Genomic DNA, 22,136 nt, shown 5'->3' with positions numbered 1-22,136 from the left:
TTCGACGTCACTCACCTCCCCCGACCAAAAGGTCACGTCGCCGGAGAAGGCACAGGGGATTGTAGCTGAATTCATCGGTCCGGGGCCCGGCTGATGACCCCATATCGCCAACTGGGTTACAATTCGCCACTTGTCTGCAGCCGGATCGACCCCATAGTCAGACACCGAATATCCAACGGAAAGACTTCATGAGCAAGAAGAAACCGGCAAACTCCGGGGGTACCATAGCCCTCAACAAAAAGGCCCGGCACGAATACCACATCGAGGAACGCCTCGAGGCCGGCGTGCAACTGCTGGGCTGGGAGGTCAAATCCCTGCGGGAAGGCAAGGGCCAGATCACCGAGGCCTACGTGCTTTTCCGTGACGGTGAGGCGTTTCTGTTCAATGCGCAGATCACGCCCCTGAATACGGCTTCCACCCATGTGATTGCCGACCCGACGCGCACCCGCAAGCTGTTACTGCATGCCAAGGAAATTGCGCGGCTGATGGGCAAGGTAGACCAGGCCGGCCATACCTGCGTGCCCCTGGCCCTGTACTGGAAAAAGAACAAGGTGAAGTGCGAAATTGCCCTGGTAAAAGGCAAGAAACTGTACGACAAGCGCGCCACCGAGAAGGAACGGGACTGGAATCGCCAGAAGCAGCGCATCATGCGCGAGCACACCTAACTGGCGGGCACCGGGGTTGCGGTAACTACCGACGGGCTTTTGTGGAAAGGGCTTGAAGTCTGATCAAGCGGCCCCATATACTGATCATACAAGGGGGCGACATGGCTTCGACGCCGGTAGCGAACCCTTGGGTGCATGTCGAGATGGCAGCCAATCTCGTTAATCCAAAGCTGCAAGCAATAGTCGCAAACGACGACAACTACGCACTGGCGGCGTAAGCCGCTGGTCGTCCTGACCCGGGTGCCTGTAAACGGGTATTTCAGGACGTCATAGCTAACAGGCTGCTCCTTTAACCAGAGCTCACTGGTTGAAGGCTAAGATTCAAAGAGCTCGCCTTTTGCACCCTGACCTTCGGGTCGCATCAGGTTAAACGAATAGAAGGACACTAAACATGTAGAGCTCAAGGCAGAGTACTGGCGGACGCGGGTTCAATTCCCGCCGCCTCCACCAAACAACCCCAGAAAAGCCCCGGACGTCCGGGGCTTTTTTGTTTCTGGCCTCCCCGGATCAACGCCTTGCCCCGGCATCAGAATGACAGGCTTATCCCCGGAAACACTTCGTAACCAAACTGTTTCAAGAAATAATCCTTACCGCCGTTACGCTTCATTATAGTGAGCATCATTTACAACAAATGCATCTGGAGTACATCTTGTGACGCGTATGCTTTCCCTGTCGTGGCGGCAGAAGTTCGGTTTGTTGATTGCGGCGACCCTGATCGGGCTGATTCTGGTGGCTCTGGCTGCCCTGCGCGGGCTGGATCAGGTATCGGACTCCTACGCGGACCGGTCCTCTGCCAACCAGTACCAGAATGCCTCCCTCACCCTCTGGGGCGAGCGGCTGCGGGTTGAGACCCTCAGCACGGGCCTGGACTCCGACGAGGTCGCTCAGTACGAACAGCAGCTCGGCGCCCTTGAAAGCCAGGGGGATCAGCTGGTCTCCCAGGCCAGGGCCATTTCCGACGAGGAGATCCAGGCCACAGCCGCCGAGATCCGCGAGCAGGTGTCCGGGTACGTCGCACTGCGCCGCCAGTGGCTTGAGCAGCGTCAGGTGCTGGGCCTGGACTCTTCATCGGGCATTCACGGCGAGCTAAACAAGGCCATGGACGAAGGTCTGCGCCAGATCAGTATCTCGATCATGAACGAAGACATCGAACTGGCCATGACCACCTACTCGGACTATCTGAACAACTTCACGCCAGAATCCGCCGAACAGACCCACCAGGCCATCGACGGCATGCAGGAAATCATTGCCAACATGAACTGGGAGGATAACGACCTGGGCCTGGCGGTAAAAACCTTTGCCGAGGCGTTTGAGCGGGCCGAGAGCCAGATCAATACCATCCAGGACACCGAGCAGCAGCTTTCCACCGCCGGGCGCGACCTGGAGAGTGTGATCGAGCGCCAGAACCAGTCACTGGAATCCGGCCTTGTGGCCAGCACCACCGCCCGCGCAGAGCAGGCAAAGGAGTCCTCCGCCTGGCTGGTTATTATTGTATCCGTTGTGGTGCTGGTGGTTCTGGTGGTCACCCTTACCCAGGCCTCTCGCACCCTGGTCGGCCGCCTCAAGGATGCCGCAGCCCTGCTTTCGCGGGTTGCCGCCGGCGACCTGAGTGAACGCCTGCGGGTCGGGCGAAACCCCAATGATGAGTTCAACGCCCTGGGGGGCGCTTCCAACCAGATGGTCGAGGACGTTTCCGGTGTGATCCGCGAGGTACTGGACGGTAACCGGGACCTGAGCAGTCTGCAGAACGAGCTGCAACAGCTGGTGCGCCAGATGAGCGCCAACAGCGAACAGGTGGAGGCACAGACAGAACAGGCGGCCGCCGCGGTACAGGAGATCTCCCATACCGCCTCCGATATCGCCAAGCTGACCAATACGGTGAACGAGTCCACCCAGCAGGCCAGTGAGGCCGCCAGCCATGGCGCCACCGTGGTACGCAGTAATGGCGAGATCATGCAGGACCTCTCCGGCAAGATCCGCCAGACCCATGAGCAGGTGAAGAGCCTGAGCAGGACCGGCGAGAAGGTGAACACCATCGTCGACACCATCAATGGCCTGGCCGAACAGACCAACCTGCTGGCCCTGAATGCGGCCATCGAGGCAGCCCGTGCCGGCGAAGCGGGCCGCGGTTTCTCGGTGGTGGCCGACGAGGTCCGGTCTCTGGCCGAGAAAACCGTCTCTGCCACTGCCGGCATTGCCGATATCGTGGACGCCCTGAACCGGGAGACCCGGGAAATCGGCGCCCTGATGGAGCAGGGCCTGCAACAGGCCAACTCGGGTGAAGAGAGCGCCGGCGAAGCGGTGGCGGTGATCGAACGCATTACCCAGTCCATCCAGTCCCTGGCTGGCGACATGGAGCAGGTGGTGTCCTCCGTCGAGGGTATCTCCACCACCACGGAAGAGATTGCCCAGAAGGTGGAGCATATCCACGGCAGCGCCCTGGAATCCCGGACCATACGCGGTCAGCTGGAAAACCATGCCCGGGCACTGGGGGACTGTTCCGAGTCCCTCAACCAGGCCTCTTCAGGCTTCCGCCTGGCGTGACCCCCTGGCCACCGGGGCGTCCTGCTCCGGTGGCAACCCCCTGTTTACCAAAAAACTGCCCTTCCAGGTGATACAAAAACCGCTTTCTCCTCTATCCTTGCCGGTATCCCCCGAAAGTGACGGAAAGAGGAGTCTGATGTGATCAAATCCAGAGCCGCGGTAGCGTTCGAAGCAAACAAACCCCTGGAAATCGTTGAAGTGGATGTGGAGCCCCCCAAAGAGGGCGAGGTGCTGGTGCGCATCGTGGCCACCGGCGTCTGCCACACTGACGCCTATACCCTGTCCGGCGCCGATCCGGAGGGCATCTTCCCCGCCATTCTGGGCCACGAAGGTGGTGGTATCGTCGAGCAGGTTGGCCCCGGTGTGACCAGCCTTGAAGTGGGCGACCATGTGATTCCGCTGTATACCGCCGAGTGCGGCAAGTGCAAGTTCTGCACCTCCGGCAAGACCAACCTGTGCGGGGCGGTGCGGGCCACCCAGGGCAAGGGCGTGATGCCGGATGGCACCTCGCGCTTCTCCTATCAGGGCAAGCCCATCTATCACTACATGGGCACCTCAACGTTCTCTGAATACACGGTACTGCCGGAAATCTCCCTGGCGAAAATCCCCAAAGAAGCGCCGCTGGACAAGGTCTGCCTGCTGGGCTGTGGTGTGACCACCGGTATCGGCGCGGTGTTGAACACGGCCAAAGTTGAAGAGGGCGCCACCGTAGCCATCTTCGGGCTGGGCGGCATTGGCCTGGCGGCCATTATCGGCGCCACCATGGCGAAGGCAGGTCGCATCATTGCCATTGACATCAACCCGTCCAAGTTCGATATCGCAAAGCAGTTGGGAGCCACCGACGTGGTGAACCCCAATGACTACGACAAGCCGTTGCAGGAAGTCATCATCGACATGACCGACGGTGGCGCCGACTACACCTTTGAGTGTGTGGGTAACGTCAAGCTGATGCGGGCCGCACTGGAAGCCTGTCACAAGGGCTGGGGCGAGAGCACCATTATTGGTGTGGCCGGTGCCGGTGAGGAGATCAGCACCCGTCCGTTCCAGCTGGTGACCGGTCGGGTCTGGCGTGGCTCTGCCTTTGGTGGCGTAAAGGGTCGTACCGAGCTGCCCGGCTACGTGGCCAAGGCCCAGTCCGGGGAGATTCCGCTGGATGTCTTCATTACCCACGAAATGCAGCTGGAAGACATCAACAAGGCCTTCGACCTGATGCACGAGGGCAAGAGCATCCGCTCAGTGGTGCACTTCTGACGGATTGACACACCCTGCGGCGGCGCGGCGGGTCAGCCTGGCCCGCTGTCCGCCTGCAGGGCACCCGAGGGTGTCCTGTCAGCACCCCAGCTGCGATAGACCATATCGCTGATTCGCTGTACATCCCCGGCGGGAACCGCATCCGGATTACCCCGCTCCAGGGGATCAAAGTGGAAGATATACAGCCGCGAGGCAAACTCCTCGAAGGGCAGTGACGCCTCCCCGAACCTTTCCCCGTTGCCCGACGTGCTCACCACGATATCGTCGCCCCAGTTCTGACCGCTGTCGTTATTGGGGTTGAAGAAGTAGACCCGCATCTCATCCTGCTGATCCAGCCCCACCCGCAGTACGGTAATGGCATGCCAGCCGATAAACCGGGCGGCGCTGTCGGTCACCGCGATACCAGCCGGCTGTGGATGGATGAGAGGCTGGTTGCCGTTGTAGTAGGGGTGGTAACTGACATAGAAGTGACGCAGGAATCCGTCCAGATCTTCCAGCTGGCCGGTGGCCACGTCCACGTTGATACGAAAGCCCCGGCCGGACCACCAGCCATGGAATTCGGGGTTCACCCAGCGGTGCGGGTCCCCTTCACGACCAACGCACATGCGGCCCATCTCCGCGTAGATGCGGTCCAGGTGAGGCACGACCAGCAGCGACACCGGATCGAGGTCGAGGCTGACAGCCGCCGCCACGCCGGATTCGCTGAGCCGGGAAGATACCGGCTTGCCTTCGAAGTGCATGATGATTTCATCGTCCCGGGCGGCCCAGGCCACCATCTGCAGCAGGTAGTCCGGGTCGTTGTAGGCCCACATGGACAGCGCCCGGGCCGACTGGCAGGTGGGGTTGTTGCCCTGCCCCACGCCCAACGGCTGGCCCAGCATGGACAGAACGCCCTGGATCAGCCAGGCATGGGGTTCCGGTGCCGGGCCGAAAGCCATGCGCAGGCGTTCCTCGGACCAGGGGGATACCGGCAGCAACACCTGGCGCCAGAGCGCCGGAGCCACCGGCGGCTGGTACAGAATGCCCCGCTCAAGCATCAGCGCCAGGCCATACACGCCCTGGCAGGTCTGGGGATGGATACCCTCGTGGATCAGCGCATGCACCAGGTCCTGGTAACACAGCAGGCAATCCCGCCCGGTGCTGGACAGCCCCAGAGCCTCACCTACGAAGCTGGGGTTGGTGTTGAGCAGATAACGGATCAGTACGGCATGGTAGGGAGAGACCAGGCCGGTATCATGCATGGCTCGGGCGCAGCCGGTGGCCTCGCTCTGCAGGGCCACCGAATCCATGGTGCGCAGGCGTTCCTGGTAGACCTCAACGCCAGGGTCCTCCCGGCAGGCCTGGGTGGGGCCGAACAAGCTGCTGATCAGCCGGTCTGCCCCCTGGCCGCTGCCGCCAAGGTCGATCTCGGGGTTGGCGCGGCAGACCGCGATCTGGGTGACCATCTGGCGGACGTCCCCCACCTGGATCGGTCGCTGGTTAAGCACCCGCCAGATCTCGTCAATGAGCTGATCAATAACATGCTCATAGCCAATGCGCTCCGCCAGGTGGCGGATCACATTACGGCTGATCGTAGCCAGCTTGCCCTGCTGTTCCCGCTCCGCTTCCGACGGGGTGCTGAACAGCAGTTCCAGGTTGATGGCCAGAACCTGGGCCAGGTAGTGGTGCGCCTGCTCGGTGGAGATATGGGGGTGCAGGTAATTCCCTTTCGCCACCGCCAGCAACCTCAGCTCGCTGAGGGCCTCGACAACCACCGTCTCCATCTGCGGGCTGCGCAGGGAATGGGTGGTCAGGGAGGGAATCAGGATCTGGGGGTGGGCCCAGTCCGAGCCTTCGAATACCCCGCACTGCTCGATGGCCTCGGCACGGACTTCCACTTCGGCACAACCGCCCTCCACCATCAGTACCTGTCGGGCACTGTCCAGCAGGCGGGGCATTTTCGACAGCCTGGCGAACGCGGGGCTTGCCGCCACCAGCTCAATAGCGTCATCCAGACGCTTCACCCTGACGGCAAGCTTCCTGGCGGCATCGCCGGGTATCTGTTCGTTATCTTCAGTCAAAACCCGAAATCCTCAGGGCGTGCAGCCCGTAGCCAGTACTTCAGGTCGATTATACATAGAAGTCCAGGTCTTCCTGATGTTTGAGCAAATCCCGCATACGATAGGGATCATCACCGAAAAAGTAGATCAGTCCCCAGTGGGTGCCAAACGCGGTCCGCTTGGTAACGGTTTCTTCCATGGGCGGCGTAAGCTCGTGAGACTCGAAGTACTCATGGTCTTCCGTTTCTTCCGGCATTTCCAGCCGGCTGACTACCCGGCGGCGGGGATAGACGCCAAAGCAGCCTGCGTAGCCTTTCGCATCCACCACTTCTTTCGGAAAGAATGCGGTAATTTCCTCCTCGGTGGTCTTCGGGTCGAAAGCCAGGATCAGGCCCTGGTAGGCATTGAAGCCGTACGCCCGCTCCAGCAGCTCGAACACCTTGAAGCCCGGCGGACGGTAGGCCACCTCACCAAAGTACATGGTGCCGTCGCTGGTCACAAAGTACTCGGGGTGCACAAAGCCGAAGTCGATATCAAAGGTCTTGATGAGCTTCTCGATCTCGGCGGTTATCTGTGCACGGTATTTTTCCAGGTCCGGCGTTGCCGGCACAAATACCGAGTAACCCAGGGTGACGTACTCGGAGATATTCAGGAAGCGAATCTTGCCGTTATGGATCCAGGCTTCCACCGCAAACTCCCAGCCGTCCAGGTGGGACTCCATCAGCACCGGAAATTCCTCATCGGGGATGGTATCCACCTCGTCCGGGGTGCGGATAACCCGGTGCCCCAGGCAGCCGGCCTTGTCGAAGGCTTTCAGGTGGATCGGATCGTTGGGGTCACCATCCAGCTTGAGCAGGGTCTGGTTGACCCGTTTGAGAAAACGGATCACGTCTTCCCGGTCGTGGGCTTCCTCGAAGATCCCCACCCGGATGCCTCCAAGCTGGGCGCGACGCTTCATCAGTGCCTTGTCCCGCAACAGCATGGCCTGACCGAACAGGCGGGGGTTATCCAGCAACACGGAGTTGACGGCACCCGCCCATTCCACGGTTTCCTCGAACAGGGGAATGGCCACATTGACGCCCATATCTTTCAGGGTCTGGGCGATCTCCACCGAGCGGTCGTTGAGGCGCTCGAAGTTCCAGGGCACGTAGGGGATATCGTGCTCCTTGCAGTAGGGTTCCGCCCAGTCCGGTGCTACAACCACATACTGGCGGTCAAAGGACTCGGCGGCTTCCACGGCGTTGAGACTCCAGCCCAGCAACGCCACGTAGCCCTTGTCGGGATTAAACTTGCGTTCACGCTTTGCCATAGTCACTCCTTCAGTGTGCGATATTTCACATTTCTAAAGAGTATACTCGTGAACGACTCTCACAGCTCACAGCCCATGCGGGCAACTTGACAGACAAGCCCATGTTTTTTAAGAGGTTAACGGAGAGGCGACAGGATCAGATCAATTACATCTTAAAACGGCCTGAACAGACCGGGATCGAATATAGAGGGGAGGCCGCGGCCACCAGGAGCCTGCGCAACGGTCGTCACGCAGGCCCTTGCGGGTTCGCCTGTCAGGCGTCTTCTTTAAGGCCCAGTGTCGACAGGGTACGCTCACGCACCTTGTTCAGCAGGGCCTCATCGTCCACCAGGGATTGGCCGTAGGAAGGGATAAGCTCCCGCAGGCGCTCCTGCCATTCCGGGCTGTTGGCCCGCTCACCAAAGCAGCGGTGAATGACATCCAGCATCGCGTGGGCCGCGGTGGATGCCCCCGGGGAGGCCCCCAACAGGGCAGCCAGGGAGCCGTCTTTTGCAGCCACGATCTCGGTGCCGAACTCCAGCTTGCCACCGCCCTCGTTCGTCTTCTTGATGATCTGCACCCGCTGGCCGGCATTCTGCAGCTTCCAGTCTTCCTCCCGGGCATCCGGGAAGAAATTCCGCAGGGAAGCCACCCGATCGCCATGGGACTGGAAAACCTCGCCGATCAGGTAGCGGGTCAGGTCCATGTTACTGCGACTGACCGACAGCATCGGCCGGAGGTTGGTGGGCTTCACCGAACCAAACAGGTCAAATACCGACCCCTGTTTGAGGAAACGGGTGGTGAAACCGGCGAAGGGACCAAACAGCAGGGCCGGCTCGCCGTTGATAATCCGCGTGTCCAGATGGGGGACGGACATGGGCGGAGCGCCAATGGGGGCCTTGCCGTATACCTTGGCATGGTGCTGGGTCACGATATCCTGCTTCTGGCAGACCAGCCACTGGCCACTCACCGGGAAGCCGCCGTAACCCTTCGACTCATCGATGTCTGACTTCTGCAACATGGGCAGGGCGCCACCGCCGGCTCCCAGAAACACAAAACCGGCCTTGATCTTCTGGGTTGTGCCGGTTTTCTGGTTCTTGACCCGGACCGTCCACAGGCCCTTACCCTCTTTCCGGTACAGGTCCTGCACCGGGGAGCTCAGCATCAGCTCAAAATTGGGTGTGCCTTCCAGGTACTTGACCATGCTGCGGGTCAGCGAGCCGAAATCCACGTCCGCGCCGTGACCAATGCGGGTGGCCGCCACCCGCTGCATGGGATCACGGTTTTTCACCACCAGGGGCATCCACTGCTGGAGGGTTTCCGGGGACTCGGTGTACTCCATTTCCCGGAACAGGTGGTGAGCCTTGAGCTTCTCATAGCGACGCTTGAGGAAGGCCACGCCATCGTCACCCCAGACAAAGCTCATATGGGGCGTGCGGTTGATGAAGCTCTTCGGTTCGGGCAGCATGCCCTGCTCCACCAGCCAGGACCACAATTGCAGGGAAATCTCGAAGGAGGAGTTGATGGTCAGGGCGCGGTCAATGCTCACGTCGCCATCGTCGGTTTCCGGGGTGTAGTTAAGTTCGCAGTAGCCGGCGTGACCGGTACCCGCATTGTTCCATCCGTCAGTACTTTCATGGGCCACGTGATCAAGACGCTCCACCATGACGATGTCCAGGGACGGATCCAGTTGCCTGAGCATCATGCCGAGAGTGGCGCTCATGACGCCACCGCCGACCAGCACTACGTCTGCCTTTCTTACAGCCATTTGCTAGTCACCTTAGCGAGTTATTGAACCTGTCGGGCCCGCCACGATCAGCAGCACTGCCCGGAAAGTATGACATTATCCCGGTTTTGGCGGGGATAACAAAATGCTGAGCATGCCAACTATTCAAACCTGAAAGTGGCAGACTCTCGGGAATTCTGGTGTTTTTTGCGGCACCATAATGCGCATTATCACGTACGCAGTCACCGCAACTTTAGTCGGATGTTGAGGTAAAAGCGCCTTTGCTGCCATAGGGGATTACCGGGTGCTTACCTTTGAAACGGTTTTACGGTAACGTCCTCGCCCACATGAATACGAACGGACATTCCGCTCCGTTCAGTCACTGGCCTGTTCTTTCGTCTTGCTGAGGGATATTGGATGCTGCTTGCCCTGCTCGCCATTGTTGCCGGCCTGGTCCTGCTGGTCTGGAGTGCGGATCGCTTTGTGGATGGCGCTGCTGCAACGGCCTCCCACCTGGGAATGTCGCCACTGCTGATCGGCATGGTGGTGATCGGTTTCGGAACCTCGGCTCCGGAACTGGCCGTCTCCGCCATTGCCGCGACGGATGGCAATCCTGGCCTGGCCCTGGGCAATGCCTACGGCTCCAATATTACCAACATCGCCCTTATTGTCGGGCTGGTAGCACTGATCAGTCCGATCCAGGTGCACTCGCAGATTCTTCACAAGGAACTTCCCATCCTGATCGGCATAACCCTGCTGGCTGGCTGGCAGTTGCTGGACGGTAACCTGACCCGCCTGGACGGCTGGGTTCTGCTGGCGGTGTTTGCCGTGGTGATGGGGTGGTCCATCGTGCAGGGTATCCGTGGCAAGGGTGACCCCCTGGGCGGCGAAACGGAGTCTGAACTCGCAGCCCATCCCATGCCCCTGAACCGGGCACTTGTCTGGGTGGTTGTGGGCCTGGTCCTGCTGCTGGTGAGTTCCAGAATGCTGGTGTGGGGTGCGGTCTATGTGGCCCAGACCCTTGGGGTGAGTGACCTGATTATCGGGCTGACCATCGTGGCCATCGGCACTTCCCTGCCCGAGCTGGCCGCCGGCATCGCGTCGGTGCGCAAGAAGGAGCATGACCTGATTCTCGGCAACATCCTGGGGTCCGGCATCTTCAACACCCTGGCCGTGGTGGGCATGGCCGCCGCCATTGAGCCGATGGCGGCTGAAAGCGTTGTGCTTTACCGGGACTGGACCGTGATGATGGCCGTCACCCTGGGCCTGTTTGTGATGGGGTACGGGGTATTCGGGGGTCGTCGCGTGGTGCTGCGCTGGGAAGGGGCGGTGCTGGTGGCGATCTACATCGGCTATACCGGTTACCTCGCCAGCACCGTGTTCAGTGCGGCCCGGGCCACCGGCGTGCCGGTCCTGTAACGGGTTCGTTCCCGGTCGCTTCCGGACCACGGGCGGTCCCCGTTTACCGGGCCTCCCCGTCCCCCAGCAGCTCTTCCATCTGCTCGCGCACCCTGGCCATTAGCTCAGGCAGCTGTTCCTTCGTCATGCCGGAGGTATCGATGGGGGAGCCCACCCGCACTTCCACCGGCTGGCCCAGGTTGATCTTCCAGCTGCGGGCCTGCAGCACGTGGTGTACTCCCCGAATGGCCATGGGCACGACTACCGCCTCGGTATCCAGCGCCAGATGAAAACAACCCTTCTTGAATGGCTGCAGACGGGCATCGCTGGAGCGGGTTCCTTCCGGTGCTGCCCACAACACAATACCGCTCTCCATCATCGCCCTCGCCCGGGCCAGGTCCTGAACCGCCCGGTTGCGGTTGTGGCGGTCTATGGAGGGGAATTCCGCCGCCTTCATGGCGCCCCCCAGCAACGGGATCCGGAACAGCTCCTTCTTGGCGAGCATACGGATGGACCCGGGCATGGACACGAAGGTAATCGGGATATCGTAATGGCTGGCGTGGGTGCTCACGATGATATAGCGCCGGCCATCGCCGAAATCCGGCACCTCGCCCCTTACGGTCAGGTTGGCCCGGACCATCCGCAACAGGGTGGTGGACCAGCCCCGGGTGTAGGCGTCAACGGTACGCCGGTCAAGCCGCCGTATGGCGGCCCTTCCCAGTACCAGGAGACTGTAAATCGCCGTCAGGCCAAGCGAACCAAGAATCACGGCAATGCGCCGCAACAGGGTCGCGGACTCGGTAAGGGGGTTGGCTCTGAGGCGAATCATGCGGGGCCGGGCTCCAGGGAAGTGGTCGGGCAAAGCCGCCGATTATAGCGCCCTGGACCGGGCACGGCGCAAACGGCCGGCACCGAAGAAGCCCGGATCACCGGCACGTCAGGATGCAGGGTGTTCGGGAAGCTCCCGGACAGAGGTCAATCGGTACGAAAGGTCAGGGCTACCGAGTTCATACAGTAACGTTGCCCTGTGGGGGGCGGACCATCGGGGAAGACATGGCCCAAATGGCTGTCACACCGGGGACAGCGGATTTCGGTGCGGGTCATGCCCAGGCTGTTGTCTTCCAGGTACCGGATATGGTCCTTGTCGAAGGGCTCGAAAAAACTGGGCCAGCCGGTACCTGAATCGAACTTGGATGACGAGCTGAACAGGGGCAGGTCACACAGGCGACAGTGGTAGACGCCGTCCTGCTTGTTATCCAGCAGGGTGCCACAGTAGGGACGCTCGGTGCCATGGTCCAGCAGGACCGTGCGTTCCTCCGGGCTCAGATCAGCTGCCAGCCGATCAATCTCGTCAGCCGGGAGCGGTGTCAGGTCATAGCCTGCTGCGGATTTGGTCATCGACAAACCTCCGGAACGGGGCCGTTGCCAGCCAGGCTGACTCAAGGAACCGGTCAGACGGTTTTCAGCCTGTCCGGATACACTTCCCTGACCTTCTTCAGCTTGGGCTCGGCAACCGCCATGATGTAAGGCTGCCGGGGATGCTTGCCGGCAAAGTTCTGATGATACTCCTCCGCCGTGTGGAAATCCCGCAGCGGCTCGAGGCTGGTCACCACAGGGTCCGGAAAAACCCCGGCTTCGTCAATCTGGCGGATATAATCTTCCACAACCCGCCGCTGCTCGGGCGTTTCATAGAAAACAGCCGAGCGGTACTGCGGGCCCCGGTCATTGCCCTGACGGTTTAACTGGGTGGGGTCGTGGGCCACCGAGAAGAACACCCTCAGCAACTCACCATAGCTGATGACGGCCGGGTCGTACTCGATTTCCACAGCTTCGGCATGACCTGTCTGACCGGAGCATACGGCGTCGTAGTTGGCCGTGTGCGCCTCGCCGCCCGAATAGCCGGATGTCACCCGGTGCACCCCATCCAGGGTCAGGAACACAGCCTCCACACACCAGAAACAACCACCCGCCAGCACCGCTTTCTGCAGACCCTTGCCACCAGGCTCGAGGTCATGGGTCGGGGCCGGGAACCGGTCCCGGGGAATGGTCATCCCGGAAACACTGCAGGTCATACTCATCGCCTGTTTCCTCCATTTTCAGGCATTGTGGACAGCCGATCCGGGGGAAGGTTCACCCCGGGCAGGCCGGCTGACGATTCACAGGGCCCATTGTGTAAACTTTATACGGTGATTTCCAACTGCGCCAGCGGGGTTGTGAACCGGTCGCACCCCCGAGTGACGCCCAGCCCACATCCGGGATCCGACAGAACACGCTATTCAAGCCAGTCAGAACACCAGTGCCCCGAGGGCCGCGCTACCGGGCGCCAGTACCCAGACCGGCAACCGTGCGACGGCCAGCGCCCACCAGGCAGCCAGTACGAAAGCGAGCCCAGCAGGAGAATTTACGGCGGAGGTCCAGACCGGATCATAGAGGGTCGCCAGCAGCAACCCCACCACTCCGGCATTGACCCCGGCAAGGGCTGACCGGGCCCGTTCGTGGCGCCTCAGCCACTGCCACAGGGGCAGACCGGCAAATACCAGCAGTACCCCCGGCAGGAACACGGCCAGCAGGGCCAGCACCGCGCCGGGCACGCCGCCGGAAACACCCCCCAGGAACGCCGAAAAGCTGAACAGGGGGCCCGGAACAGCCTGGGCCACGCCGTACCCTGCCAGAAACGTATCCGCGGGTACCTGGCCGGAAGCCACAAATCCTTCCTGCAACCAGGGCAGCACTACGTGACCTCCGCCGAAGACCAGGGCGCCGGAGCGGTACATCTCGGCTGCGAGCCACCGCATCGATCCGGCCTCGGCAGGCAGAAAAGACGCCAGTAACAACAGCGCGAATGCCACGGCAAACGCCATGGGGCGCCGGCCCTGGACCGGTAACGACAGTGATTCAGCGCCCTTGCCCGGCGGCACCCGCATGATGAAAGCGGCCAGCCCGGCCAGTACCAGGGCGAACAGCTGCATCAGTGCGGAACCGGCCAGCAGCAGAATCACCGCGACCATCAGGGCCAGGCCCTGACGCAGGGCATCAGGGCAGAGGTTGCGGCCCATCTGCCACACGGCATGCCCCACCACGGCAACCACGAAGAGCTTCAGCCCGGTCACCCAGCCCCCTTCAGCCGCATCCGGCCAGAGAGTCAGCCCGAACGCGAACAGCGCCATCACCATGGCAGAGGGTAGCGTGAACGCAAGCCAGGCGGCCAGTGCCCCCCGGTAGTGGCCCCGCAGAAAGCCGATGGCCAGTCCGGTCTGGCTGGAAGCCGGCCCGGGCAGCAGCTGACACAGCGCCACCACTTCGCCGTAGGCGCTTTCGCTCAGCCAGCGGCGGCGACGGACAAACTCATCGTGGAAATACCCGATATGTGCCGCCGGGCCACCAAAAGAGGTCAGGCCCAGCCGCAGGAAAATCGCAAACACCTCCCGGAACGAGGCCTTCTCACTCACAATGCATTACCTCCGGCTGATACTGGGATGACATGACAGACACATAAGGGTATGTCGTGTTTACGGGTCGGACCTGAGGGACCATACTGTTTTGTGGCCCCTGACAACAACGGCTCCGGATCCACGAACATGACTGCACAGGCTCCCGTACCCAACGATGACGACTGGCTGCGCTACCGGCTCAGCCTCAGGCTGGGGGCGGTTCACGCCCGGCAGCGCCTGAGCATTGAAACAGAATCCGAGCAGCGGGTCACCGGCCGTGACCACCGTTCCTTTCACCTGGAAAATCTCTACAGCGCCCACGGCTTTATCCGCACCTGCCTGAAGCTTTCCGGTCTGCTGAAGCGGGGGCAGGGCAACAGCCGCCGGCTGCGCACGGTAGAGCACCGCTTTCCCATCACCTCCCTGCCGGAAGCCTTTGACGGCTTCCGCATTCTCCACCTCACGGATCTCCATGTGGACATGGACCCGGCCAACCTGGAAGCGGTCATCCGCCAGATTGAACCCCTTGAGTATGACCTCTGCGTATTGACCGGAGATTACAGGAAACTGACCTGGGGCCCGGTGGACGCTGCGCTGGAGGGCATGGCACGGCTTCGCGAAGCCATCCGGGGCGACGCCCTTGCGGTGCTGGGCAACCATGACAGCATTCGCATGGTGCCCGCCCTGGAAGACATGGGTTACCGACTGCTGCTGAATGAGCACCACGCCATTGAGCGGGGCGACCAGGCGCTCTACATCGCCGGGGTGGACGACGCCCATTTCTACAAGGTCCACAACCTGCAGCGGGCCGGGGATGACATCCCGGAAGGTGCCGTATCGCTGCTGTTAAGTCATACCCCGGAAATCTGGCGGGAGGCTGCCCATGCCGGCTACGACCTTTTCCTGTGCGGGCACACCCACGGTGGCCAGATCTGCCTGCCCGGAGGCCTGCCGGTCACCCTGGACGCTGACTGCCCCAGGGCGCTGGGGCGGGGCTACTGGCGCCATAACGGCATGCAGGGCTACACGTCACCCGGCTCGGGAACCTCGGTGGTTAATGTGCGCCTGAACTGTCCGCCGGAAGTGACCATTCACACACTGACCCGGGGGCCGGACTGACCTTGTCGCGCCGGCTCCTCAATGGGGCTGTTTGCGGATCCCCAGCTGGTACAGCAATGGCGAGAACACCATATTGGCGGTAACGAACAGCAGCACAACACCCATGGCCTGCCATACCGGGAAATCCAGTTGCCACCAGGCCCAGCCCACCGGCAACACCGACTCCGGCAACTGATCAAGCCCGGACGCCCGGGCGCTGGGTTCCATCGCCATACGGCGCTTGATAAAACTGCTGAGCAGGTCGCCCCCCAGGGCCAGGGCAGCAAAGCTGATTCCGAACGCCACACTCAGACCCATCACCGGCGCCGCCAGCGCACAGGCCAGCAGCCCGGCCACCAGGCCCCGCCAGGTCTTGCTCCGCCCCAGCAGTGGCTGGCCGTCCCGCAGACGCAGCCCGCCATCCACGGGTGCCGAGAAACGGTGATGCAACAGCCTGGCCGCCACCACCGGGGCACCGTTGGCAAGGACCAGCAATAACAGCAGCCAGACTGTGATCATGGATCGGTGAGCCTCCGGTGTCAGTTGCCGATGCCGCCCCGGGTCAGTGCGATCGGATTCAGCAACTTTTCGAGCCGGTCGCGGCTCAGGCCGCTTTTTTCCTCGGCCACATCAATGATGGAACGGCCGCTGGCGTATGCTTCCTTGGCGATTTCCGCTGCTCTTGAATAACCGATTTCCGGGTTCAGAGCGGTGACCAGCACGGGGTTCCGGCCCACCGCCTCGTCCAGGGTAGCGTCGTTGACGGTAAAGCCTGCGATTGCCTTGTCGCCCAGCAAGCGGGCACTGTTTGCCAGCAGGCTGCCCATATCCAGCAGGTTGGCCCCCACCAGCGGCAGCATGACGTTCAACTGGAAGTTACCCGACTGCCCGGCGATGGCCACGGCGCTGTCCAGCCCCATGACCTGTGCCGAGGCCATGGCCACAGACTCGGGAATCACCGGATTGACCTTGCCCGGCATGATGGAACTGCCTGGCTGCAGCGCCGGCAGGCTGATTTCTGCCAGCCCGTGGATGGGCCCGCTGTTCATCCAGCGCAGGTCGTTGGCGATCTTCATCAGTACGATGGCCATACCCCGGAACTGGGCGGACAAGTTAACAGGGCCATCAATGGCGCTCTGGCCGACAAACTTGTGCTCCATCTCGCGGAAACGCTGTCCCGTGAGCTGATACATGACTTTCGCAAACTCGCCGGCGAAACGGGTGTCGGCATTTACCCCGGTGCCCACGGCCGTGCCACCCTGGGGAATGGCCAGCAATTCCTCACTGCTTTGCTCCAGGCGGCGGCCGACCCCCTCCAGCTGCTCACGCCAGGTTCGCAGTTCCTGGCCGAGGGTGACCGGCATGGCATCCATCAGGTGGGTGCGGCCAGTCTTAACCTGGCCGAGCAGCAGGTTCTCCCGCTCGTAGATAATGCCCTGCAGATGAGTCAGTGCCGGCAGTACCCCTGCCTGCAGTGCCCGAACAGCACTCACGTGGATGGCGGTAGGAATCACGTCGTTGGAGCTCTGGCTCATGTTGACGTGGTCGTTGGGGTTAACCTCCAACTGCTCAGTGCTGGCCAGCCGCGCCAGCACCTCATTCACGTTCATGTTGGTACTGGTGCCGGAACCGGTCTGGTAGCGGTCCACCGGGAACTGGTCCTCCAGGCCACCCTGCAGCACCCGGTCACAGGCGGAGGTAATGGCCGCGTAACGGTCACCGTCCAGCAGGTTCAGGCGATGGTTGGCTTCCGCCGCCGCTTTCTTGACCAGCACTACGGCTTCGATGAAGCCGGAGGGCATGGGTTGGCCGCTCACCGGAAAATTGTCGACGGCCCTCTGGGTCTGGGCGCCCCACAGTGCGTTTGCCGGCACCGTGACCTCACCCAGGCTGTCTTTTTCGATCCTGGTGTCGCTCATACCTTACCTCCTCCAATGGTGTGCCATGCGTCCATACGCATACTTTTAGTCTTTGGGATCAGTGGAGGCAACTACAACCCTGACGGGAGGCCATCAAAAAAAGGCCGATACCCGGTACCCTGCGTTCGCACAGTACCCGGTCGGCCAGGGGAGTACCACCGGACAGGCCATCGCGCCCTGCCCGAGGTGGTTCGTCAAATGGTCAGGCTGTCAGAAAAAGCCCAGCGGGTTGATGTCGTAGCTGACCAGCATGTTCTTGGTCTGCTGGTAGTGTTCCAGCACCATCTTGTGGGTTTCACGGCCGACACCGGATTTCTTGTAGCCCCCGAAGGCGGCATGGGCGGGATAGGCGTGGTAGCAGTTCATCCACACCCGGCCGGCCTGGATTCCACGGCCCATGCGGTAGGCACGGTTGGTGTCGCGGGTCCACACGCCGGCGCCAAGACCGAACTCGGTATCGTTGGCGATGGCCAGGGCTTCCGCCTCATCCTTGAAAGTGGTGACGCCCACCACCGGCCCGAAGATTTCCTCCTGGAACACCCGCATGCTGTTCTCACCCTTGAGCAGCGTGGGCTGGATGTAGAAGCCGCTGTTGAACTCCACTCCCAGGTCTTCCCGGTCGCCGCCGATCAGTACCTGGGCGCCCTCTTCCCGGCCGATGGCCAGGTAGGACAAGATCTTGTCAAACTGCTCCTTGCTGGCCTGGGCACCCACCTGTACGTCGGTATCCAGGGGATTGCCACGCTTGATGGTTTTGGTGCGTTCGATCACCCGGGCGATGAACTCGTCGTAGATGTCTTCCTGGATCAGCGCCCGGGAAGGACAGGTGCACACCTCCCCCTGGTTGAAGAACGCGAGCACCAGGCCTTCCGCCGCCTTGTCGATAAAGTCCGGCTCCGCCTGCATGATGTCGGAGAAGTAGATGTTGGGGGACTTGCCGCCCAGCTCCACCGTGGAGGGGATGATGTTCTCTGCGGCGCACTTCATGATATGCGCGCCCACCGGAGTCGAGCCGGTGAAGGCGATCTTGGCGATCCGCTGACTTGACGCCAGCGCCTGGCCTGCCTCGGCGCCGTAGCCGTTGACCACGTTGAGTACGCCAGGCGGCAGCAGGTCACCGATCAGCTCCATCAGCACCAGGATAGACGCCGGAGTCTGCTCGGCGGGCTTGAGTACCGTGCAGTTACCGGCGGCCAGGCAGGGCGCCAGTTTCCAGGTGGCCATCAGGATGGGAAAGTTCCAGGGAATGATCTGGCCCACTACGCCCAGGGGTTCGTGGAAATGATAGGCCACGGTGTTGGCGTCAATCTCGCCCAGGTTGCCCTCCTGGGCGCGGATGCAGCCGGCGAAATAGCGGAAATGGTCCACCGCCAGGGGGATGTCAGCGTTCAGGGTCTCACGGACGGCCTTGCCGTTGTCCCAGGTTTCGGCCACGGCCAGCAATTCCAGGTTCTGCTCCATGCGATCGGCAATTTTCAGCAGGATATTGGAGCGCTCCTGCACCGAGGTCTTGCCCCAGGCCGGCGCGGCCTTGTGGGCAGCGTCCAGGGCCAGGTCGATATCTTCAGCGGTTGAGCGGGGAATGCGGCAGAAAGCCTCGCCAGTGACGGGGGTGATGTTGTCGAAGTACTGGCCCTTCACCGGAGCGACCCATTCGCCGCCAATGTAGTTTTCATACTGCTGCTTGTAGGAGACGACAGAGCCGTCCCTGCCGGGTTGTGCATAAATCATGGCTGTCACCTTGTTGTTGTGATTCGATATGCCAGTCTTCACCTTAGTCCCGACGGGGGCGTCCGGGTATGGTGCCTTCGCCTTGTCCGGCCTCCTTCTTTGGTCGTAGATCCTTGGTACAGACACCCCCGGGGCTGCCAGCCTGCGGCGATTCAGGGTATTCTTCCGGTGAATGGTCGGTTAAGCCCGAGATCCGACACCGCCAATAACGATAAAAACGACAGGAAAGGGCTCTCTGATGAACCCGTCACCGAACATCCTTATCGTGGATGACCATCCCCTGTTCCGGGAGGCGATGGCACTGGTCATCTCCACAGAGCTGCCTGGCGCACAACTGGCCGAGGCCAGCACCCTGCCGGCGGCCCTTGACCGCCTTACCGAAGGACCGGTGCCCGACCTGGTGCTGCTGGACCTGAACCTGCCCGGGGTGCACGGGCTGGAAGGACTGGCCCAGGTGAGTACCGCAGCACCCGACGCCCCGGTGGTGATCATCTCCGCCGAAGAAGACAAGCAGCTGATCCTGCAGGCCATCAATGCCGGCGCCATGGGTTTCATCACCAAGTCGGCGCCGCGGGAGCGGATGCGGCAGGCCCTGCGCCAGGTGCTGGATGGCAATATCTACCTGCCGCCCGACATCATCCGGGGCAGCACGTCGACGGAGTCGCCCCAGCGCCATACGCCGCAGATTTCCGAAGAGGCCCTCAATCGCCTGACGGATCGCCAGTTGCGGGTACTGGAACGCATGGCCATGGGGGAGAGCAACAAACAGATCGCCTGGGCCCTGAGCATCACCGAGACCACGGTAAAGACCCACGTTTCAGCGATTCTTGGGAAGCTTGGCGTCAATAACCGGGTGCAGGCCATACTGGCGGCCGGGGAATGGCTGGAGCACCGCAGGACCCGGACGACCGACTAGTTAGTCGCCGGCGACCAGTGGCACGGCAATGGCGAAGCGGGAGCCCTTTCCGGGACGGGACACCACGGTCACCGGATGGTCCAGCAGAGTGGCAATGCGATCCACAATGGCCAGACCCAGGCCCAGGCCGGTATCCGGCGGGGCGTCCCCGGGCCGGGCCCGTCGAAACTCCCGGAAAATGTCCGCCAGCTGATGGGCCTCGATACCCGGCCCCGTATCCCACACCTGTATCTCCAGCTGGCGGTCCCGACGCCGGCAACCCAGCAGGATGCCGCCGGTATCGGTATAACGCAGCGCGTTACTGAAAAAATTGCGGAGTACCCGCGCCAGCAGTCGCGAGTCCGTCACCACCGGGGCCGGCGACGCCACATACCGGAAATCCAGCCCCTTGGCCGCCGCCAGCTGCCCGAACTCCCGGGCCAGGTTGTCCAGCAGGTCAACAATGTCAAAGCTGGACAGATCAGGCTCGATGACCCCGGCATCCAGCCGGGAAATGTCCACCAGGGTGCCCAGCAGATGGTCCACCGCCTCCAGGGACGAGCCCAGCGAGCGCACCAGGCCCGCTGCCCTGCCCTCCAAGCCCTCTTCTTCCAGGGCACCGATGAACAGGCGGGCGGCATTCAGGGGCTGCAGCAGGTCATGGCTGACCGCCGCAAGGAAGCGGGACTTGGAATGGTTGGCCTGTTCGGCTTCGGCCCGGGCCTGCTCCAGCGCGCTGTTGCTCTCCCGCAGGTCATCCATCAGCTGATTCAGGGCCTCGGTGCGCTCACGAACCTGTTCCGCCAGCATCACCGAGTGCTCGAATACGCCATAGGGGTCCGGCGCCCGGCCGGAGCCCGACTCCACATGGGCAATCAGGGCGTCGCGGATCTTGCGCAGGCGGGCGTTTTCCGTTTCCAGCTCGCGGATCCTGGCCCCGGCAGGGACCGTGTCAGGGGAGCGGGAGGCCATCATGGCTGGCCGATAACCACACCGGTGAAGGTCTGGTTCAGGTGCACGCCGTCAAACTGTTCGCCATAGGTACTGAAGCCCAGCACCCGATGCTGTTGCAGGAACGCCGACACCTCAGCCGCCTCGCCGACCTGCTCTGCCTCCAGTCGACGGAGAAAACAGTCGCAGCCGATGGTCACCATGGGCTTGCCCACCGTTGCCTCGGCCTCCTCCAGACGCTGGCGCAGATCATCTCGCAGCGAGCCCGGGATCATGGGCGTGAGCACAATGCCGGTTTCGACGGCGCAGTAGAAGGTCAGGCTCTGGTCGTCGTTGACCCGCTGCACCGACCGGGCAAAGTAGCGTTCCCCGATACGCACCGCCATGGGCTTGAGGGCGAACACCTCCCGGCACAGCTGATCCGGTGACACCCCTGCGGCCCGGGCGTAGGCAACCGCTGCGGGCTCGGCATTCAGCTCGTGAACGGTACGGGTCTGGCAATCCGCCGCCGTCACTACGAGCTTGCGGTCTGTCGGGGTCAGGTGGTGGGTAGTGAAAACCTGGAAGCTCAGCGGCGTGTTCACCAGTAGCACGGTGGCAGCGGAGGTATGGAAGCGACCATCATGGAACACATGGGTGTTGGCCAGGCGTTCATCATCGCCGGCGGAACCACCAAACTGGGGGATGGCGCCAAGGGCCGCGTTGAGGGACGACAGCACCAGCTCCTCCCGGCTGGAAAGACCATCCAGCAAGGTCACCGCAAAGGTATTGTCCCGCACCGGCGCCAGGTCCGATTGCCGGCAGCGATGGAGCAGGTCATCCACCAGGTGCTGGGCCCGGGGCAGGTCAAAGTCTTCCAGCCCTTCGATCAGGGCGGCTTCCACCGAAAACCAGTGACGGTCAAAACCAATGGCAGCAATGGAGCCCCGGTCATACCCCTGTGGCGTGATTTCACCAGCGGAGGTGCAACCAGACAGGGTAACGCCGCGAAAGCCATCGGCCATGGCCCCGGCCAGTCGGTCGAGGTCGTATTCAGCGGAACAGAAGAAGAGTACCGCCCCCAGCGTGGGCGAGTGCAGGGCCTGTCTCAGCTCGGCAACGGCCATGAGCGGGTCCCGGGCCGAGGTACTGGCGGTGACAACCGGCGCACCTTCGGTGCGTGGCCTGGCGAAAGCGGTGGCATGCATGGGAATGCCTGTG

Annotated in this window: 18 protein-coding genes and 1 other RNA gene; 7 read left to right on the top strand and 12 right to left on the bottom strand. The window is 62.1% G+C overall.

Going from position 1 to position 22,136, the window contains the following annotated elements:
- Nucleotides 1-188 precede the first annotated feature (188 nt).
- The 4 genes from smpB (at nt 189) to ACESMZ_RS03755 (ending at nt 4,460) form a co-directional block, all read left to right on the top strand.
- On the top strand, nt 189-665 hold the full coding sequence (gene smpB, locus ACESMZ_RS03770; protein WP_091848708.1) for an SsrA-binding protein SmpB: 477 nt from the start codon (nt 189-191) through the stop codon (nt 663-665).
- Between the two features lie 92 nt (nt 666-757).
- Nucleotides 758-1,115: a transfer-messenger RNA gene (ssrA, locus tag ACESMZ_RS03765) on the top strand.
- 210 nt (nt 1,116-1,325) lie between these two features.
- Nucleotides 1,326-3,209, top strand: coding sequence for a methyl-accepting chemotaxis protein (locus ACESMZ_RS03760; protein ID WP_372972247.1), 1,884 nt, complete (start codon nt 1,326-1,328; stop codon nt 3,207-3,209).
- A gap of 138 nt (nt 3,210-3,347) precedes the next feature.
- A complete protein-coding gene (locus tag ACESMZ_RS03755; protein ID WP_372957063.1) occupies nt 3,348-4,460 on the top strand; it encodes an S-(hydroxymethyl)glutathione dehydrogenase/class III alcohol dehydrogenase in 1,113 nt (370 codons plus the stop codon).
- Nucleotides 4,461-4,492: 32 nt separating this feature from the next.
- Here ACESMZ_RS03755 and ACESMZ_RS03750 read toward each other — a convergent pair whose 3' ends face one another.
- The 3 genes from ACESMZ_RS03750 to mqo form a co-directional block, all read right to left on the bottom strand.
- Nucleotides 4,493-6,520, bottom strand: a complete 2,028-nt coding sequence (locus ACESMZ_RS03750; RefSeq protein ID WP_372957062.1) for a hypothetical protein — start codon at nt 6,518-6,520, stop codon at nt 4,493-4,495.
- Between the two features lie 49 nt (nt 6,521-6,569).
- On the bottom strand, nt 6,570-7,808 hold the full coding sequence (locus ACESMZ_RS03745; protein ID WP_372957061.1) for an acetyl-CoA carboxylase biotin carboxylase subunit family protein: 1,239 nt from the start codon (nt 7,806-7,808) through the stop codon (nt 6,570-6,572).
- A gap of 253 nt (nt 7,809-8,061) precedes the next feature.
- Nucleotides 8,062-9,555, bottom strand: a complete 1,494-nt coding sequence (mqo, locus tag ACESMZ_RS03740) for a malate dehydrogenase (quinone) (RefSeq protein WP_372957060.1) — start codon at nt 9,553-9,555, stop codon at nt 8,062-8,064.
- 375 nt (nt 9,556-9,930) lie between these two features.
- Here mqo and ACESMZ_RS03735 point away from each other — a divergent pair, with 375 nt between their 5' ends.
- Nucleotides 9,931-10,932: a calcium/sodium antiporter gene (locus tag ACESMZ_RS03735; protein WP_372957059.1), complete on the top strand. Its 1,002-nt coding sequence runs from the start codon at nt 9,931-9,933 to the stop codon at nt 10,930-10,932.
- 43 nt (nt 10,933-10,975) lie between these two features.
- Here ACESMZ_RS03735 and ACESMZ_RS03730 read toward each other — a convergent pair whose 3' ends face one another.
- The 4 genes from ACESMZ_RS03730 to chrA all read right to left on the bottom strand — a co-directional run bounded on the left by ACESMZ_RS03730 (nt 10,976) and on the right by chrA (nt 14,360).
- Nucleotides 10,976-11,740 (bottom strand): lysophospholipid acyltransferase family protein, encoded by a 765-nt coding sequence (locus tag ACESMZ_RS03730; protein WP_372957058.1) that lies wholly within the window; start codon nt 11,738-11,740, stop codon nt 10,976-10,978.
- A 146-nt stretch (nt 11,741-11,886) separates the two neighbouring features.
- Nucleotides 11,887-12,309, bottom strand: a complete 423-nt coding sequence (gene msrB / locus ACESMZ_RS03725; protein ID WP_372957057.1) for a peptide-methionine (R)-S-oxide reductase MsrB — start codon at nt 12,307-12,309, stop codon at nt 11,887-11,889.
- Nucleotides 12,310-12,362: 53 nt separating this feature from the next.
- Nucleotides 12,363-12,989 (bottom strand): peptide-methionine (S)-S-oxide reductase MsrA, encoded by a 627-nt coding sequence (gene msrA, locus ACESMZ_RS03720; RefSeq protein ID WP_372957056.1) that lies wholly within the window; start codon nt 12,987-12,989, stop codon nt 12,363-12,365.
- A gap of 207 nt (nt 12,990-13,196) precedes the next feature.
- The gene (gene chrA / locus ACESMZ_RS03715) at nt 13,197-14,360 is read right to left on the bottom strand and encodes a chromate efflux transporter (RefSeq protein WP_372972217.1); all 1,164 of its coding nucleotides are present in this window, start codon (nt 14,358-14,360) and stop codon (nt 13,197-13,199) included.
- A 129-nt stretch (nt 14,361-14,489) separates the two neighbouring features.
- Here chrA and ACESMZ_RS03710 point away from each other — a divergent pair, with 129 nt between their 5' ends.
- A complete protein-coding gene (locus ACESMZ_RS03710) occupies nt 14,490-15,461 on the top strand; it encodes a metallophosphoesterase (RefSeq protein ID WP_372957054.1) in 972 nt (323 codons plus the stop codon).
- A gap of 18 nt (nt 15,462-15,479) precedes the next feature.
- Here the strand turns inward: ACESMZ_RS03710 and ACESMZ_RS03705 are convergent, their stop codons facing one another.
- From ACESMZ_RS03705 to ACESMZ_RS03695, 3 genes are all read right to left on the bottom strand, one after another.
- On the bottom strand, nt 15,480-15,959 hold the full coding sequence (locus tag ACESMZ_RS03705) for a CDP-archaeol synthase (protein WP_372957053.1): 480 nt from the start codon (nt 15,957-15,959) through the stop codon (nt 15,480-15,482).
- Nucleotides 15,960-15,979: 20 nt separating this feature from the next.
- Nucleotides 15,980-17,359, bottom strand: a complete 1,380-nt coding sequence (locus ACESMZ_RS03700) for a class II fumarate hydratase (RefSeq protein WP_372972216.1) — start codon at nt 17,357-17,359, stop codon at nt 15,980-15,982.
- A gap of 210 nt (nt 17,360-17,569) precedes the next feature.
- Nucleotides 17,570-19,090 carry an aldehyde dehydrogenase family protein gene (locus ACESMZ_RS03695; protein ID WP_372957051.1) on the bottom strand — a complete coding sequence of 507 codons (1,521 nt, stop codon included), beginning with the start codon at nt 19,088-19,090 and terminating at the stop codon, nt 17,570-17,572.
- 238 nt (nt 19,091-19,328) lie between these two features.
- On the opposite strand from ACESMZ_RS03695, the gene ACESMZ_RS03690 reads away from it, so the two are divergent.
- Nucleotides 19,329-20,006 (top strand): response regulator, encoded by a 678-nt coding sequence (locus tag ACESMZ_RS03690; RefSeq protein WP_372957050.1) that lies wholly within the window; start codon nt 19,329-19,331, stop codon nt 20,004-20,006.
- Here the strand turns inward: ACESMZ_RS03690 and ACESMZ_RS03685 are convergent, their stop codons facing one another.
- Both ACESMZ_RS03685 and nosP read right to left on the bottom strand, forming a co-directional pair.
- Entirely contained in the window at nt 20,007-20,960 is a 954-nt protein-coding gene (locus ACESMZ_RS03685; RefSeq protein WP_372957049.1) for a sensor histidine kinase, read from the bottom strand. It abuts the gene before it with no gap.
- The gene (gene nosP, locus ACESMZ_RS03680; RefSeq protein WP_372957048.1) at nt 20,957-22,123 is read right to left on the bottom strand and encodes a nitric oxide-sensing protein NosP; all 1,167 of its coding nucleotides are present in this window, start codon (nt 22,121-22,123) and stop codon (nt 20,957-20,959) included. Before nosP ends, ACESMZ_RS03685 begins: the two co-directional genes overlap by 4 nt.
- Between the last annotated feature and the right edge of the window lie 13 nt (nt 22,124-22,136).

Source organism: Marinobacter sp., from assembly GCF_041690615.1.
Lineage (GTDB): Bacteria > Pseudomonadota > Gammaproteobacteria > Pseudomonadales > Oleiphilaceae > Marinobacter.
Note: the sequence above shows the minus strand (reverse complement) of the source record. Positions and strands in the feature narration are given on the sequence as shown.